This is a genomic window from Rouxiella sp. T17 (assembly GCF_036663475.1).
Lineage (GTDB): Bacteria > Pseudomonadota > Gammaproteobacteria > Enterobacterales > Enterobacteriaceae > Rouxiella.
On sequence record NZ_JAWUEA010000042.1, the window covers coordinates 17,579 to 34,393 of the forward strand.

The window sequence follows — 16,815 nt, forward strand, 5'->3', positions numbered from 1 at the left end:
CCTCCTTGGCTGTGTATAGATGTTGATATCTTGGAAAAGCATAAATGGCACTCTATGGGGTATACCGTGTCTGAAATGAATATTTCAAAATTGCATATTGAAAAGTCTGTATTATCAACAAGTACGGCTTCAGTAGGCAAAGTCATTTTCGCCGATCAATTAAGGGCATTCGCATTCCTTTGCGTAGTTGTTGTCCATTGGCTAGGTATTTATTCGCTTAATTCCGCCTTTATAAGTGTCGTTACAGGCGCGCCTAAAATACTTTTAGGTGATCCTGATATTTATAAATCTCTGTTACCGCCTTTACCCTATTTTAATTTCGGCCCGTTTGGTGTTTCAATTTTTTTCTTAATAAGTGGTTTTGTAATTCCTTACTCATTGAAAAATAAGTCTAAAACGGGTTATATCGCCTCTCGATTGGTTAGGATTTACCCAACATATATTGCTTGCTCTTTTTTGATGCTGCTGTTTACTATAGTCAGTCATGCTTATTGGGGATCTGAGTTATCAATTTCATTGGTTCGGTTTATCTCTAATATCACACTGACGTCCTCTCTTCTAAATTATGAAAGCATAGATTATGTCAATTGGACTCTCTCGATTGAGGTCAAATTCTATCTGATCTGCTTACTGGTTTATTCATCGATACGAAATGGCCATGTGATGCGAATTGTATCAATTCCATTTTTTATATATTTAGTCGTGAGTTTTACCCGAAATATGAATATAGGAAGTAATGAGGTGGGAGGGTTCTCATTTGATGCTCTAAAGATTGAATTGACTTATGCTTCTTTCATGTTTTTGGGTATTCTTATTAACTTAATGCACTCAAAGAAAATTACTATTCCGGAGTTTCTGTCATCTTCAGTCATCGTGGCAATCTGCTTTGCAATGTCATGGCGTATTGGTCCTCAGCAGAATCAGTTTATTGCCAGCGGAGCCAACTATTTCTATGGCTATCTGTTCTTTATTGGTGCTTATTTGTTGCGTGAACACTTTATAAAAACAAGAATGATTTCGTTTTTGTCAAACGTAAGCTATTCATTTTATGCGCTTCATTCAATTATTGGGTATTGCATAATACGTTTTCTGACCGGTCATAATGTAAATTATCCTATCTCAGTGATAATTGCCTTTGCTATAGTTTTAATCCTTTCTTATACCCTATTCATAACGATTGAGAAAAAGTGTATAAGCATCGGGAAAAAGATTGTGTAGCATGAGTTGAATTTATCAGAAAAATTTAGGCCCCGACGTTAATTTCTCTCGAAATTTTGTCGGGGCTTTTTTATTCACCAGAAAGCTAAACCTTCACCACATTCAAGAGATGATCCGCGAGTCGCAGGCTTAAAGCGGCACCTGTTAATGTTGGATTCATGCAGGATGCAGAAGGCATGACCGATGTTCCTGCAATAAAAAGATTGGGATGATCGTGAGTTTTGCAGTTGCTATCGACCACCGAGTTTTTAGAATCCTCACCCATGATTGTCGTGCCCATGATGTGCTGTCTGTCCTGATAACCCGTGTCGATTTTCAAGACTTCTGCATTTAAAAGCGTGGCGATTTTCGTAAAATCTTTCAATGCGGCCTCTTTGCCGGCTTGCCAATAATCGGTGACATTATAGTGAATTTCCGGAACCGGCAGCCCGATGCCGTCAGTTTTGGTTTTACTCGGCACGATGCGATTCTCTGGCAAGGGCAAGGTCTCAATATCGACGGCAAAGTTAAGCGAACGCGCGGAAGTACGCTGCAACTCCTCATCCAGTTTGGAACCTAATACGCCTTTTGCTATCAGCGTTGCCGCGAAATCAGCCGTTGGCACCGTGTTACGCACCTTGGTTTTATAGCTCGGAATATCCTTGCGCTGCGCGCCATCGCGATTATTAAGGTAAACCAGCAGCTCGGTGGGCCCCTGACCCGGCCACACGTCCTCATTCATCATAATATTCATGCTGATACCGGTATGGCCCATCAGATTGCGACCCACCTGATCGGAACCGTTGGCAATACCGTTTGGATAGCGAGAAGAGGTCGACATTAACAAGAGTTTTGGCGACTCAATGCCGTAGGCCGCCAACACAAAATAGTTGGCGGTCAGGTAATGCTCGGAACTGTCGGGTTTTTTGTACCAAACCCCGACGATTTTTCCGCTGTCATCCGCATCAATTTTGTAGACCACCGAGTTGTCGAGCAGTTTTGCGCCACTTCGCTCGGCCAAATCAATGTGAACCGTGCCATCATATTTTGCCCCGATCGGGCAGACCGGATTGCAGTTATTATTTCCGGCACAGATAGGGCGTTCGCCGTAGGGGCGGGTAGCGCGGCCGTTGGGTTCATAAACCGGGTAAAAATCACCTTTTTGCAGCAGTTCCGCCAGACGGGTAAACATGTAGCTCGGCGTTAGTCCTTTCATCGGAAAAGGCGTCGAGCGAGGTGGCCACGGCTTGCCTCCCTGACCGCTTTCATCCTGACCGTCCATACCCGACACGCCCAATTCATGTTCGGCACGTCCGTACCACGGCTCCAGCTCGTCGTAGCCAAAAGGCCAGTCGCGGCCGTGTCCGTAGAGACTTTGCAGCTTGAAATCATTAGGGATCATTCGCCACAGCGCCGAGCCAAAGTGCCAGGTGGTGCCGCCAACCACGCGCAGATATTTGGTCGGATATTTAATCGGCCCCATTTGCTGTAAATAAGGGCCATAGGTTGAGGGAATGTGGGGCGGATTAGGGTAGGGCGAGCCGACACCCTGAAGCTTCATGTTGGTCAGCGACATTTTCATCGGCGCGTCCCTGAAACGTTCCACAATCTCTTCACGTTTTACGCGAGGACCCGCTTCAATAATGATCACCGATTTTCCCGCTTTCGCCAGCTGGTGGGCAACCAGACCGCCCATCACGCCCGAACCAATGACGATGACATCGGCATCAACTGGTTTATTACTCATACATTGCTCCCTTTATTTGACGGGGGGGAAACAGGCTTGCTGCCCCAGGTATCAGGTCCCAATCCGTAAGTCGGGATCACAAGAACGCCCTTTGTTGGCAGGTACATCATGGCGTCGGCGTAGGCAATTAATTCCATGTTTTCATCGTCACCGACCACGCCGGTATACCAGGCCGAGACGATGCGGGTAGCGGTTATAAAGTGGGCATCGTCAGGTTTTGTGCTGGCGATAAAGTCATCCATATGCGCAAAGTGATTGCTGTTGATATATTGGGTTAGCGCCGCGAGTTGGCTGGCGAAATCTGCGCCATTCTTTATTGATGCGTTCTTTATCAGTGACGGGTAATAACGCTGGGCCAACACGGGATTGACCGCGCGGCTGACCAGAAAAGCAGACGTCTCGACGAAACCGCTGCGGTTCATCTCCTGTGCCTGCGCTTTGATGGCGGGAAAGAAAGAGGCCGTCAAGGCACTCAGCGAGAGAATGCCGATCCCCTGAAGGACGTTACGGCGGCTCATCGCGCCTGGCTGGCTATTTTCTTGCGACATGTTTTTTCCTTCTTTTACTTGCCCACAGCAGGAGCAGCGCCAGAATCAGCACCACGACAACCACAGCGCCTATCATCACCGACGGCGCGGTCAGTTTTGCCAACAGCGGTTTTGGCCCTCCCTCACGGATCTCTTTGACCTGCGCGGCGGTAACGCTGACCTTTGGATTGCCGTAGGTCTTAAGAACATAGTTGCTGACGTCGGCAATCTGTCGATCGGTCAGTCGTACGGTGAAGTTAGCGTCTGGACCAAAAGCCGGCATATCAATTTGCTGACCGTTCACATTCCGGTGTACGCCGTTAACGATAGCGGAAACCAGATTGCTCGGATCGTCTGCGCCCGTGGCGCTATTGTGGAACAGAGAAGGGTAGTAAGAGGTGCCTTCGCCGTTGGCCTGATGACAGTTGGCGCAGCTGCCGCTGTAAATTTTCCAGCCGGGATCGGCCGTAGCGACATCGCCGCGCATTTGCTGTTCGGTGTTCGAGGCTGCGCCATAGCTGTCACGGGACTTGCTCTCGCCACTATTCATTGCCGTATTTTTAATGGCGGGAAGTTGCTGCAAATAAGCGACGATGGCGTTGATGTCCGCGTCGGAAAGATGCTGCAAACTGTGTTCTACGGCTTCGGCCATCGGTCCGGCGGCCTGTGCTTTACCTGCAACGTGGCCCGTTTTCAAATAATGCGCGAGATTGTCACTCGACCAACCGCCAATTCCTGACGTTTTATCGGGTGTGATATTAGGCGCATACCAGCTGCCGAGACTGCCGCCGGAAAGCGCCTTGCTGTCCTCTTGCCCCATCAGGGCAATGCGTGGCGTATGGCAGGTATCACAGTGTGCCAACGCGTTGACCAAATAGTTTCCGCGGTTAATCTCCTGCGAGGCGCTTTTTTCAGCAATAAACGGTTTATTGTTGGAAAACAGCGTGTTCCACAGTGCCATCGAGCTGCGAATATTGAACGGGAACGGGAGATGAGTCTGAGGCGCGGGGCGATCAACCGCCGCAACGCCGTGCATGAAATAGGCGTAAAGCGCGTGAATATCCGCGTCGGTAATGCGCGAATACGAGGTGTATGGCATTGCCGGATAAAGATATTGTCCCTGCTTGTTAATCCCGTCTCTCACGGCGCGCGCAAAATCCTGCTCCGTGTAATTTCCAATTCCCGCCACTTTTGATGGCGTAATATTACTGGCGAAAACCGTCCCCAACGGCGACTGAATGGCATAGCCTCCTGACATCGCCGCCCCCTCTTTGGGTGGCGTATGACATGCGCCGCAGTCGGCCGCAATGGCCAGATACTCTCCCTTTGCAATGAGTGCCTGTGGACTCGAATTGTCCGCGGCAACCGCGCCGAAGGCGGTTGCAAAAAGCATGCTCATCGCAAGAGACAGATAGCGTCTTCTCACGATATTGCTCCTATAAAAATATCAATCAGGTAAATTTTTTTTATTATGGTGTGACAGGATTTACTGCAATTCGTAGTCATTAAAGATGAGGGGGGTATCGCCGCCGTTGATAATTTCTACAGGACCCGCGGCGGTTAACATTGCATCACCTTTATGCACCCAGGTTTCTTTATTGCGATTCGGGCGGTCAGGGATCGCCTCAAGCACGCGCCCTTCGGTGAAGAAAATTCTCACGCCCGGACCTTTCTGGGTGTAAAGGTGACTGCTTTCACCCGGCTGCAGGGTGACTTTCCAGCCTTTTACCGATTTGGCATCCAATACCTGCTGGAAGGCAGGAAGGGCGGGGCGAGATGAGCCGCCAAAGCCGAGCGGGCCTGCCTGCTTGATTTCAAAGGCGATTTGCATATTGAGGGTAGTGCCGGTATTGGTAATCTTATCCACCTCGGAGTGACCCTGATGGTTGCCAAATTTCACATTACCCGACTTCATCTCGAAATCTTTTACCGGTTTGTCTGGATAACTTGCGCGTACCGGACTGCCGTCGATGTGGGTATTCACATAGTCAAGGTGCTGCTCGTGGAACAGCGTGGATTGTCCAGGCGGGATCATCACGCGCATCACCGTGACGTATTGATTCTCGAGAATAACGTGGTGATCGGGTTCAAGGTTGGTTGCCACAACCGGCTCTTTCTCTGCCGCAAAACTCGCCGACGGTATCACGAGGGGGAAGACGTTCAGGCTGGCAAGCAAAGAAAGGGAGCTTAATTTTAGATATTTCATAACATTACCTTTAAAAATTTCTACTTTAAACAGTGGTTTTATTGCTCGACAAACGTGACCCAGTTTGCACCTTGGCCAGTAGGCGATTGCCCTAACTGAGTGAGTTTTCCATTCGATTTATCAATGGAGTAGAGAGAAAGCTCGGTCGATTTTTGGCCGGATTCGATAAGGAAACTGCCCGTATGGTCGATAGCGAAACCGCGCGGCTGCTTCTCAGTGTTAATACTTTGCAAATAGGTTAAATGACCATCCGTTGGGTCGATGGAGAATGAAGAAAGCGTGCTGTTGGTGCGTTCGGTCGAATAAAGGAATTTGCCATCCGGCGTGATGTGAATATCGGCCTGCCAAATTCGCGGCTTATAAGTTGGCGGAAGGTTGTCATCGCCGGTCAGCGGACGCGCTTCTCCTCGCTGCATCGATTGCTGATCTTCTGGAGAAATTGACGCGATATCTTCCTGAGGGGTAAAAGTGCCGTCTGTGTTCATGCTGAGGCGCTTAATGTTGCCTGCCATCTCCGTCAGGATGTACATATTCTGCTTGCCTTGGTTATCCAGCTTCGGGGCCAAAACAAAGTGACGCGGGCCGGTTGCCGCCTCTTTTTCAATATTCACGAAAGCAGGGTCGTTGGGCGTGACCTTGCCGGTCTGTGGATCAAAATGAAATTGAAGCAGCTGGTCGGCACCCAGCAGCGTGACGTATAAATAGTGATTTGAAGGATCAACCTGAATGGCGTGCGCGCGTTTACCCGTGTGCACCACCTGCACCGGAGGCGTTTCCACTTTGCCGTCGGCGGCGATTCGGTTTATCGCGAACAGGTCGCCACCGTAAGAGGCGCTCAGCAGGAATTTCCCGCTCTTATCCGTTGATAAATACGCCATGCTTTCGGGTAGCGGCGTGTCGCCCGCCTTTTCTAACTTACCGTCTTCAAGAATTTTAAACGCAGCCACGTGGTAAGGTTTGCTGCGAATAGAGACGTACAGCGTTTTTTTATCGGCAGAAACCACGGAGGACATCGCCCCTTCGCCCGCAGGATAAGTGCCATTGACAGCAAGCTTCTTGGCACTTTTATCGAGGGTGTACGCGGTCACCGTGCCACTGGTCGCGTTGGACACATAAACAAAACTTTGGGCGTTGGCGGCGCCCGTTACCGCCATCATCGACATCAGTGTCATTGCGCATAAACTCTTCTTCATTGCTCGCTCCTGTTGATATTGCTGGTTCAAGATTGGGAAGCCCGTTGTTGAGACGTCGAGTCGCCAGATTCAGGTTTATCTTTCGGCGTGTTTAATGGCTCGATTTTTCCTAACACAAACATAAAGTTGAGTGCGCCAATCAGGCAAATTCCTCCGGCGACGCACAGTGGCACCACGAAAGAGCCATTATTCAAGCCCACCATAATCCCGGTGAATGAGGCCGTCACAATGCCCGCAAGGTTACCGGCAAAACTTTGAATTCCGCCGATCGTGGCGACATAGTTGGAGCTTGTCGCGACGTCAGCGGGCAGGGTCCAGATATTCGCCGCGGTAAACGCCAAACCGGCGTAAGTCAGAGAGAAGAGGGTCAGAATGATGGCGATATCGTTGGTGAAAGCGGCCAGAGCGATTACTGAGGAGAGCACCATTCCCGCAATCAGGCAGGTTTTGCGCGCCGCGGTGAGGCTAAAACCTTTACGGTACAACCAGTCAGACGAGTACCCGCCAATCAGGCTGCCCGGAATGCCCATTAATGCCGGAATAGCGCCCAACGTGCCGAGCTCTTTTAATGAAAAACCCTGCGACATCGTGAGGTAGGTCGGGAACCAGGTGACAAAGAAATAGGTCGCAAAATTCATGCAGAAGAAGCCAATCATCATGCCCCAGATGTTGCGGTAGCCAAAAAGGGTGCGTAGTTTTATCTTCTCTGCGCCCGCAACGTGACCCTGACCGCGATCTTCCAGCAGGTTTTGCCGCTCCTGCTCGTCAATGCCTTTCATATCTTCAGGTTCGCGATAAAACACTAACCACAGTACGACCCAGACCAGACCGATCCCTCCCGTGACCACGAACGAAGTTTCCCAGTCCCAGGTGCTGATTAACCACGCCACCAGCGGCAGGGCGATCGCCGTACCTGCGCGCGGACCCGCATCAAATATTCCGGATGCCGTACCGCGTTGCTTCTTGGGAAACCAGTTGGAAATGACTTTGGCAGAACCCGGATTCCCGCCCGCTTCGCCGACGCCCAAAAGTAGACGCGAGATAAACAGAGAGGAGAAACCTTTGCCAAACGCGGTAAAGACGGTGAACAGCGACCACCAACCCACGGCAATAGCCAATCCTTTTCGAGCGCCCAGGCGATCGAGCAGGCGTCCGGCAGGAATTTGCATCAAGGCGTAGGTCCAGAAAAAGGCACCGAGAATCAATCCCATGGTGGCATCGTCCAGCCCTAAGTCTTTTTTGATATGCGGCGCGGCGATAGCAAGATTGACGCGATCGATATAATTTATGGCGATGGCAAAGAAGCAAAATACGATCATCATCCAGCGGATTCGAGGGTATCTACGCATGGTGAATTCCTTTATTATCCTAGTGCAATTAATGGTTTAAGATTTTCTGACCCGTTTCACAGATGAGCGAGAGAGGGTGTAGGGCAATGATTCGTTCATTGTTAGTCAGAAACTCTGCTCTGGGTGTTTCAGCCAAACAGCCCGCAGAGTGGCCTTCTCTGGAACGGTTCTGTTATTATTAGGTAAACTTAGAAAGCTATTCCTGATAACATGATGTTAAAAGTAAGCGATTACAAAGATGAGTCAAGCTAAAAGTAAGCGCTTTCAAAATGGCGGGGCAGATGTCTTTCATTTTTGTGGACGGCATCACTAATTTATAGGGATCATGGCAATGCAAGATAAGATCTCCCCTCAGGGAAGGGCCTCACTGGAGGATGTCGCGAAGCTTTCTGGCGTCTCGACCGCAACGGTTTCGCGGGTGTTAAACGGCAGCGCAACCGTGCGCCAATCGCGCCGCGAAGCTGTAGAACGCGCGTGTGAAGAGTTAGGCTATGTGATTAACCGAGCCGCGCGCACGCTGGCTTCGCGCCGCAGCATGACCATCGGCGCGGTGGTTCCAACGTTGGCGACAGAGACATTTTCACGCACGCTCGCGGCTTTTCAGCATCACATTCACAAGTCTGGGTATACCTTGCTCTTGGCAAACTCGGAGTTTGATCCTGATATCGAATTTCGTGAAGTTAACAAGCTGATAGAGTACGGAATTGATGCGTTAATGCTGGTCGGGCACACCCATCAGCCCGGCTTGTGGGAACGAATTGCCAAGCACAATATTCCCTGCATTCAGACATTTTCAATCGACACGCACTATCCGAGTATCGGCTATGACAGTGTTAAAGCTGCGAAGCGAGTGACCGAGCATCTGCTCTCACTCGGGCATAAAAGATTTGGCGTGATTGCAGGCACGCCTCCGACAAACGATCGTGTTTACGATCGCCTGCGTGGCATACGTGAGGTGTTGGCGACGGCGGGATTAACGCTCCCTGACAGCAATCTGGTCGAATGTGCGTTTAGTATTAACGATGCGCGTAAAGGGCTGTTTGGCCTGCTTGATGGGCCTGAGCCGCCAACGGCGGTGATTTGCGGTAACGATATGCTGGCGTTTGGCGCTATGCGGGCCGCCAGCGAGCGCTATCTGCGGATTCCAAACGATATCTCCATTACCGGATTTAACGATTATGAATATGCTGAGCATCTTGAGCGTCCGTTAACGACGATGCGTGTCGAGCTTGACCAAATAGGGCTCGGCGCCGCCGAATACCTGCTGGCGACGCTGAATAATCAGCCAGTTAAACAGCAGTGGCTGCTGGAGCCCGAGCTGATTGTTCGTAGCAGCACAGGCTCGGCACCGCGCGACGCGCGCTAGGTTCTCACTTGCAGGCCAAACTTTTCATATTCTGTTTGCGCCTGCTGCGATCGCAGATAATTAAGAAACGTTGAAGCTGCCGCCGGTTGTTCAGCCTGATTGAAAATACCCGCCTGAAATGATGTCACTTTCTGCACTTCTTTCGGCAGTGGACCAATCACCTTTACCCCCTCGACCGAAAGCAGCTCGCTTATCTGTTGGATAGCAATATCTGCGGAGCCGTCAATCAGTTTGGTGGCGCTAAATCCTTCCGGGATCGCCGTGGCTCGTGAAAGAAACTCCTCCTTAATCCCCAAAGATTCTAGCAACTTAATGAGATAAATGCCGCTCGCGCCACCCTGAGAATAGGCCACCGAACGGGCCGCAAGCAGGGCCTTGATCAACAACGCTGTGGTAGAAATATCCGGTGCAGTCGCATCAGGAAGCATGGCCAGGCCGATATGTGAATCGACCAGTTCAACGATGCTGGTCGGGCTAATCAATCCGGCTTCGATCAGTGTATCCATCGCGGGCTTTGTCAGAATTGCCGCGTCAGCCGTTTCGCCCTGAGCAATTTTCTTTTCAATGACCGAGGTTGGATTCCACTCGATTTCCAGTGAAATATCGGAGTGGGTTTTTCCCCACTCCTGCTCCAATAAAACAAAGGGAGCACGAACGGCGAGCGCACTGAATACGCGGAGTCGAGTCTTATTTACCATCATTATCACCTTGTAATTCTTGGGAATAGTAGGGCGCGCGACGAAGAAAACCGGCATGCAGTTCTGCCGGCGATCGCACACCAATCAGGGCTAAATCGCGGTCAATCTCATCTCTTAAAATGTGCATGGCGTGTTCAACTCCCGCCTGACCGCCAATCACCGCGCCGTACAGGAAAGGGCGGCCAAGAAAGGTAAAGTCAGCGCCAAGCGCCATCGCTTTCATCACGTCGGTACCACGACGAATACCGCTGTCGATGATAACTTTCATATTGCCTTTCTTGGCGGCAATCTCGGGTAACGTATGCAAAGGCGGCACCGTGTAATCAAGTTGACGACCGCCGTGATTCGACAGGATAACGGCATCGACGCCCAAATCGCGGGCGATAAACGTATCCTCCGGCGACATTAATCCTTTCACCACCAGATTACCTTTCCACTTCTTGCGGATCGCTTCAACGTGTTTCCAGCTCAGCTGGTCGCGCGCCTGGGTATTTCGCACCTTACTCGACATCATCGGCGGCCCGCGTTCGGCATCGGTATTTTCGAAATGAGGCGCGCCGTGACGCAGGAAGGTCTGGGCAACGGTACCCAGCAGCCAGCGTGGATTCATCGCGCTTTGTAAACAGACTTTGGGGGTAAGCTTGATGGGCATGCTAAAACCGCTGCGCGTATTGTGCTCGCGGTTGCCGAGCATCGGCGTATCACCCGTGACAACCAGCGTTTTAAAACCTGCGTTGGCGACGCGTTCTACCAGTCGGTCGATGCGCGGCTGATCGCCTGCCAGATAGGCCTGAAACCACGCATTGGGGTTGGCGTCATAAACATCTTCCAGCCGAATCAGCGACGACGCGCTCAATATCATGGGCGTATTCATGGCACGCGCCGCCTTGGCTAAAGAGATATCGGCGCGATAAGCCACAAAAGAGGCACCGCCCAAGGGCGCAATGCCAAAAGGATGATTATAAGTGTGACCAAACAGCTCGACGCGTTGACTGCGTCCAGAAACGTCGCGGAACATGCGGGGCACGAAAGCGTATTGTTGATAGGCTTCGTAATTTCCCTGGATCCCACGGCCAGTTTCAACGCCGCCGGCAACATATTGATAAATCATGTTGGGCAAGCGACGGCGGGCGTGTCGCTCAAAGTCTTGCAATGCCAGTAAATCACGTAAATGGCGAGGCAATTTTTTCGTGATTGGCGTTGCAGCAGCGAGGTTTTCTTGCGGAGCCACGGTGCCGTTTACCCCGGAGCTCATTGAGGATTCATTGGCAGAAGATGTCATCATGCATTCTCACAATCATTATTCATTAAAAAGTGTCTGAGATAACAGCGCGTACCTGCCTTTCTTACGACACCGCTTTTCTTGCGAAACCGCCTTTCATATGAAATCACGTTTCTTATGAGCCGCGGTTTGAAAGCGCTTACAATATTGATGGTGTGCGCTATTGATTTCAATATCACCCTAACAAATTTATAACTTTTTTATGTGATTCAGATCACTTTACAGAGTTAATTGTAAGCCCTTACATTATAACTCATGCTTATCTTATGACATGAGGACCCTGCATCGGGGCCTGCATTGCTTAACTTAAAGGAAACTTGTATGGCATATCGAATTGTTCTTCTCCACGCGACGCCGGTCGCTATGGCGCCGATTCATAGCGCATTCAGTGAAGTCTGGCCCGAGGCTGAAATCATTAATTTGCTCGATGACGGGCTTTCCATTGACCGAGCCAGAGAGCCCGAACTCTCAAAGTCGATGATCGACCGTTTTGTTCGTTTTGGTCGCTATGGTTATGATATGGCAGCAGAAGGGATTTTAGTGACCTGCTCGGCGTTTGGTCCGGCGATTGACCAGCTTGCTGAAAGCCTGCCCATTCCCGTTTTAAAACCTAATGAAGCCATGTTTCACGAGGCGGTTGCGCAGGGTAAAAATATCGGGATGTTGGCCACCTTTGGCCCCTCGATTGAGACTATGACGCAAGAGTTTGATGACTATGTGGCAGAGCACGCTTCATCCGCCACGCTAACCACGATTTTGGTTGAAGATGCTATTGATCTGCTGCGCAAGGGCGATGCCGAGAGCCACAATCGTCTGGTTGCCGCTCGCGCTAAAGAGTTGGCACATTGTGACGTGATTATGCTGGCCCATTTTTCAACCTCCCGTGCAGCCGAAAGTGTTCGCCAGCAGGTTTCCATTCCTGTACTAACGGCCCCTCACGCTGCGGTAAAACGGCTGAAAGCCTCAATACTGGGAAACGGTGAGAAGCTCTAGCTTTGATCAGGCCACCAGCGGGTGGCCGTCGTAACGCCGTTAAATACGCCGTTAAAGCGTAAACACCGTCCGGCAGCGGCTGTCATCTTCGAGCCAGGCGGTGGCTATGTCACTCAATGGGCGCTGCTGGAACGCAACCGAAAAATCACTCTGCGTCGCGGCTTGCAGCAGTTCGCCTATCGCGGCTATCAGCTCTGCATCGGATACGCTGCCAAGCCCGCTGCCCATTAAGGTGAGTCCGGAGGAGCGAAGCAATTTGCTATGCAACGGAATTTCCTGCCCGCTGAGCGAGCCAATTTGCACAAATCGCACCACTTTTTCGCCGCCCGCAACTGCCGCCATCATGATATCGAGCGCGCTTTGGCCCCACAGATAATCCAGCACCACGTCAACGCCTTCAGCCATCAGCGCGGGTAGTTGCGCGGATAACGCATCCAGCGTGATAACCACATCTGCGCCTTGGTGACGAAGTTTCTCCAACGTTTCCAGATTACGACCCGTCGCGATAATTTTCCCCGCGCCAAGATGCCGTGCAATACGAATCGCCAGGTTGCCCGAGGTGCCGGTCGCGCCATTAATTAACACCGTTTCACCTTTGCGCAATTGCGCGCGGCGGGTTAATGCTGCCCATGAAGACATGCCCGGATTAGCCAGCGCCGCGGCGAAAACCGGATCAAGCGAGGCGGGTAGCGGCACAATCTTGGTGGCCAAAACCGACGTTTTCTCGGCCATGCTTCCCCACGGCGCGTCGAAAGTCAGAAAATAAACCGGCTCGCCGCTGCTCAGATAACCCGTGCCGTCAATACCGGGAACAAAAGGCCCACTGGTCGCCGAACTGTAATGTTTGCCCGCCGCGCGCGCCTTCGCCAGCTGGCTCATGGCCGCCGCTTTTACCGTGACAATTTTCTGCTGCTCATTAGCCTCTGGCTCTGCAAATTCACCGTAAACCGGCGCGTCGCCCATCTTATTAATGATTGCTGCTTTCATGGTGATAACCTTCTGTCGAGAGTTTAATATATGTATAATGCACACATTATTCCCAAGCTGAAATGGCGTCAATGAAAAGCGTGCAAAATACACATAAAATCGAAAACTTCACCCATCTTCATGACGCATTGCTCACGTTGGTCGGCACCTTTAATCGTCCACAGCGCGATGAATTAATGATTGCCGCCTCCGAGATTCAGCTCGATCGCGCGCTGTTTCCTCTTTTAGTGCAGATTGGCCGTTTTGGGCCGATTGGCGTGGTTGAACTCGCCGATCGAGTAGGGCGTGATTACACCACGGTGAGCCGACAGGTCGCGAAGCTTGAGGAGAATGGTCTGGCGCACCGGCAGAAGAGTGCAAAAGATAAAAGGATTAACGAAGCGATTATTACTGCGACGGGTAGGGTGATGACCGACAAAATTGATGCCGCGCGAGAAAAAATCTATCAGCAACTTTTTTTGCAATGGCCGACGGATGAGCGAGAAGAACTGGAACGTTTATTAACCCGCTTCGTCACGGATTTTACGTCGCTGGAGACGGCAAAGAAGTAGGCAATAGTAATAACAGACAAGTTAAAAGAGACGCAGAAAATAAAAGTGCGCCCTATCTTCAGGGCGCACTAAAACAAACTTCCGAACTAAGACAATCTTTAGCCGTTACTTAGGCAGCGCGTAAGCAATAACAAAGTTGCCGCGTGGCGTGTGCATGAAATGGTGTCCGGTGGCGGTAATGGCAACATATTCGCGGCCATCCTGCTCGTAAACCATTGGCGTAGCCTGCGCACCGGCTGGCAATGCGACTGACCAGACCGTTTTACCGGTCGTGATATCAATCGCCCGCAGCAGGTTATCCGTGGCGGCGGCAATAAAGATTAGCCCCGATTTGGTCACCACTGAACCGCCATTGTTTGGCGTTCCGATTTCGATAGGTAAACCCGTCGGCAGTCCAAACGGACCGTTTTCACGCGCGGTGCCCAATGGGCGATCCCACACGGTGCGGCCATCGCGCACGTCAATCGCGCGAATCCCGCCGTAAGGCGGCTCTTTACACAGCATGCCGGTGAACGGCAACTGCCAGCCCGCATTAACGTTTACTGCAACAGGGACACCTTCCTGCGGATCGCCTGCCCCTTCGGCTTTACCTTCGGTTTGCGGATCGTTGAGGATATCGCGCGCCTTCCAGCCTAACTCATCGGCCTTCTTGCGAGGAACCAGAATGGTGTAGTTTGGCATGTCATTGTAGTTGGCAATGATCAGGCCGCGTGCAGGGTCGAACGCCACGCCGCCCCAATCGACTCCACCGTTGTAACCCGGGTAATCGATCATCGGCCTTTCGGTGCTCGGCGGCGTAAACTTGCCGCGATAATCCGCTCGTGCAAACTGAATACGACAGACTAACTGGTCAAGCGGCGTCAGGCCCCACATGTTTTCAGGTTTGAGATCAGGCTTCGCCAGCGAGTTGAACAGCGAGAAAGGCTGCGTTTTGCTGCGTGCCTGAGGCTCGAGGCCGCCTTGTGGAACCGGACGTTCTTCCACGCCAAACAGCGATTTACCCGTCTGGCGATTAAGCACGTAAGTCTCGCCATTCTTGGTCGGGAAGATAATGGCCGGCACTTTGCTGCCATCTGCCTGTGGATAATCGACCAGCGTCGGTGAAGCACCCGGATCGTAATCCCACACGTCGTCGTGCGTATTCTGGAATGACCAACGCGGCTTGCCGGTGTCGATATCCAACGCCGTCAGAGAAGGTGAGTACTTGTTTTCATTAGGCGTACGGGTGCTGGAATAGTAGTCGCCAGAGGCGTTAGCCACGGGCAGATAGACCAGACCGAGCTTGTCGTCACCGGTAAATGGACCCCAAACGTCCGGCGATCCGCGTTTGTACAAATCCTTGCCCTGACGCGGCGCGGTGTTTTCTGGGTCGGCGGCATCCCACGCCCATTTCAATTGACCCGTTTTCACGTTGTAAGCTTTAGTCACGCCCGATGGACCAAATGCGCGCTGGCCGTCGACCGTCGTGTGACCAACCACCAACGTGTCACGCACCACCACCGGCGGAGAAGTAATCGCGACGTAGCCGTGATAAACCTCGCCCATGTCATCGGTAATGCTGACTTCGCCGTTTTTGCCAAAGTCCTGACAACGTTTGCCGGTCTGCGCGTCGAGTTCAATTACGCGGGCATCAAGCGTACCCACAATAACGCGGCGTTCACAGGCCACCGCCGGAGAAGATGCCGCTGTCGAAGAGTTGGCAGGCAGGCCGGGATCCTGATAATAGGCCATAGAACGGCAAGATGGCGTATAAGGCACTGATTCGGCAGTAATACCCGGATCAAATTCCCACTGCTTTTTGCCCGTCGTGGCGTCAAGTGCCACCACTCGGTTTAAATAGCCGCAAACGAACAGCGAATTACCGATTTTAATCGGCGTATTTTGCACGCCCCAGCGGGTATCTTTCGGCACATCGCCCACTTCGGCCTGCCAGGCAACCTGAAGGTTTTTCACATTATCCGGGCTAATTTGCGTCGCCGATGAGTAACGATCGGTGGCCTGATTGCCGCCATACGAGGTCCAGTCGGTGGACGGAATATCGTGATTCACGCCCGTGCCGGTGTTGGCCTGAAACGGATTATCCGCGCCAGCAGGCACGTCTTTCGCTTCTGTCACATGATACGGCACGAAGGCCAAACCGCCCGCTACCACAAACGCCAGAATCAGCAGGCCGGAAGCCGTGCGTGAAATCGCGCGCGACAGGTCGCGGTGCAGGGTCGGCAGTAAGAAGGAGAAGGCGATAGCGAAGATAAGCATCAAGGCGAATCGCGGCACCCAGCCCCAATAATCCGCGCCGGACTCGACGATGGTCCAGATCAGGGTGAAAACGAAGAGTAGGGCGAACCACAGCGTGGCTTTAGGTGAGCGCCGTGCCAGGAAAATGGCACTGATAATGCTGAGAATACCTGCGATGGTGTAATACCAGTTACCGCCAAGCGCGATGAGATACACGCCTCCGGCCGCAATGGCGAGGCCAAACAGGCTCAGTACGATCGCGAGTAGCCATCTACCCCCTTTCGCAAAGGCGCTTTCTGAATGATTCATAACGTTCCCTAAATGAAAAAATCCCTGCCTGGCAAAAAATCACCGTAGAGGGCTGGGAGAGGTCAGTAGGGTGATTTCAAGATTTCCCTACCATAAATAAGGGCTTATGCAATACCTCAAACCGCTTATTTACATACCTTGACAGATTGATGTAAAAACTTTGTTGCAAAAACGG

At 51.6% G+C, this 16,815-nt stretch carries 14 protein-coding genes; 4 read left to right on the forward strand and 10 right to left on the reverse strand.

Annotated features, from left to right (window positions below; translation table 11 throughout):
* The first annotated feature begins 75 nt into the window (after positions 1-75).
* The gene (locus tag SC206_RS20730) at positions 76-1,218 is read left to right on the forward strand and encodes an acyltransferase family protein (protein WP_332740874.1); all 1,143 of its coding nucleotides are present in this window, start codon (positions 76-78) and stop codon (positions 1,216-1,218) included.
* 85 nt (positions 1,219-1,303) lie between these two features.
* Here SC206_RS20730 and SC206_RS20735 read toward each other — a convergent pair whose 3' ends face one another.
* The 6 genes from SC206_RS20735 to SC206_RS20760 are packed head-to-tail and all read right to left on the reverse strand — an operon-like array spanning position 1,304 to position 8,219.
* Positions 1,304-2,944, reverse strand: coding sequence for a GMC family oxidoreductase (locus SC206_RS20735; protein ID WP_332740396.1), 1,641 nt, complete (start codon positions 2,942-2,944; stop codon positions 1,304-1,306).
* Positions 2,941-3,492, reverse strand: coding sequence for a sugar dehydrogenase complex small subunit (locus SC206_RS20740; RefSeq protein WP_332740398.1), 552 nt, complete (start codon positions 3,490-3,492; stop codon positions 2,941-2,943). The genes SC206_RS20735 and SC206_RS20740 overlap by 4 nt, the downstream gene beginning before the upstream one ends.
* A complete protein-coding gene (locus SC206_RS20745; protein ID WP_332740400.1) occupies positions 3,476-4,897 on the reverse strand; it encodes a c-type cytochrome in 1,422 nt (473 codons plus the stop codon). The genes SC206_RS20740 and SC206_RS20745 overlap by 17 nt, the downstream gene beginning before the upstream one ends.
* Before the next feature lie 60 nt (positions 4,898-4,957).
* Complete coding sequence (locus SC206_RS20750; RefSeq protein ID WP_332740402.1) at positions 4,958-5,677, reverse strand: hypothetical protein; 720 nt, start codon at positions 5,675-5,677, stop codon at positions 4,958-4,960.
* Between the two features lie 38 nt (positions 5,678-5,715).
* Positions 5,716-6,870 (reverse strand): lactonase family protein, encoded by a 1,155-nt coding sequence (locus tag SC206_RS20755; RefSeq protein WP_332740404.1) that lies wholly within the window; start codon positions 6,868-6,870, stop codon positions 5,716-5,718.
* A gap of 26 nt (positions 6,871-6,896) precedes the next feature.
* A complete protein-coding gene (locus SC206_RS20760; protein WP_332740406.1) occupies positions 6,897-8,219 on the reverse strand; it encodes an MFS transporter in 1,323 nt (440 codons plus the stop codon).
* A 331-nt stretch (positions 8,220-8,550) separates the two neighbouring features.
* Here SC206_RS20760 and SC206_RS20765 point away from each other — a divergent pair, with 331 nt between their 5' ends.
* Complete coding sequence (locus SC206_RS20765; RefSeq protein WP_332740408.1) at positions 8,551-9,585, forward strand: LacI family DNA-binding transcriptional regulator; 1,035 nt, start codon at positions 8,551-8,553, stop codon at positions 9,583-9,585.
* On the opposite strand, the gene SC206_RS20770 is transcribed toward SC206_RS20765, so the two are convergent.
* Both SC206_RS20770 and SC206_RS20775 read right to left on the reverse strand, forming a co-directional pair.
* On the reverse strand, positions 9,582-10,286 hold the full coding sequence (locus SC206_RS20770) for a molybdate ABC transporter substrate-binding protein (protein ID WP_332740410.1): 705 nt from the start codon (positions 10,284-10,286) through the stop codon (positions 9,582-9,584). The two genes, SC206_RS20765 and SC206_RS20770, sit on opposite strands and share 4 nt — an antisense overlap.
* Complete coding sequence (locus SC206_RS20775) at positions 10,273-11,565, reverse strand: alpha-hydroxy acid oxidase (RefSeq protein ID WP_332740876.1); 1,293 nt, start codon at positions 11,563-11,565, stop codon at positions 10,273-10,275. The genes SC206_RS20770 and SC206_RS20775 overlap by 14 nt, the downstream gene beginning before the upstream one ends.
* Before the next feature lie 321 nt (positions 11,566-11,886).
* Here SC206_RS20775 and SC206_RS20780 point away from each other — a divergent pair, with 321 nt between their 5' ends.
* Positions 11,887-12,558: an aspartate/glutamate racemase family protein gene (locus SC206_RS20780; protein WP_332740412.1), complete on the forward strand. Its 672-nt coding sequence runs from the start codon at positions 11,887-11,889 to the stop codon at positions 12,556-12,558.
* A gap of 51 nt (positions 12,559-12,609) precedes the next feature.
* Here the strand turns inward: SC206_RS20780 and SC206_RS20785 are convergent, their stop codons facing one another.
* Positions 12,610-13,545 carry a quinone oxidoreductase family protein gene (locus SC206_RS20785; RefSeq protein WP_332740414.1) on the reverse strand — a complete coding sequence of 312 codons (936 nt, stop codon included), beginning with the start codon at positions 13,543-13,545 and terminating at the stop codon, positions 12,610-12,612.
* A gap of 71 nt (positions 13,546-13,616) precedes the next feature.
* On the opposite strand from SC206_RS20785, the gene SC206_RS20790 reads away from it, so the two are divergent.
* Positions 13,617-14,096: a MarR family winged helix-turn-helix transcriptional regulator gene (locus tag SC206_RS20790; RefSeq protein ID WP_332740416.1), complete on the forward strand. Its 480-nt coding sequence runs from the start codon at positions 13,617-13,619 to the stop codon at positions 14,094-14,096.
* 105 nt (positions 14,097-14,201) lie between these two features.
* Here the strand turns inward: SC206_RS20790 and SC206_RS20795 are convergent, their stop codons facing one another.
* The gene (locus tag SC206_RS20795) at positions 14,202-16,640 is read right to left on the reverse strand and encodes a membrane-bound PQQ-dependent dehydrogenase, glucose/quinate/shikimate family (protein ID WP_332740418.1); all 2,439 of its coding nucleotides are present in this window, start codon (positions 16,638-16,640) and stop codon (positions 14,202-14,204) included.
* Between the last annotated feature and the right edge of the window lie 175 nt (positions 16,641-16,815).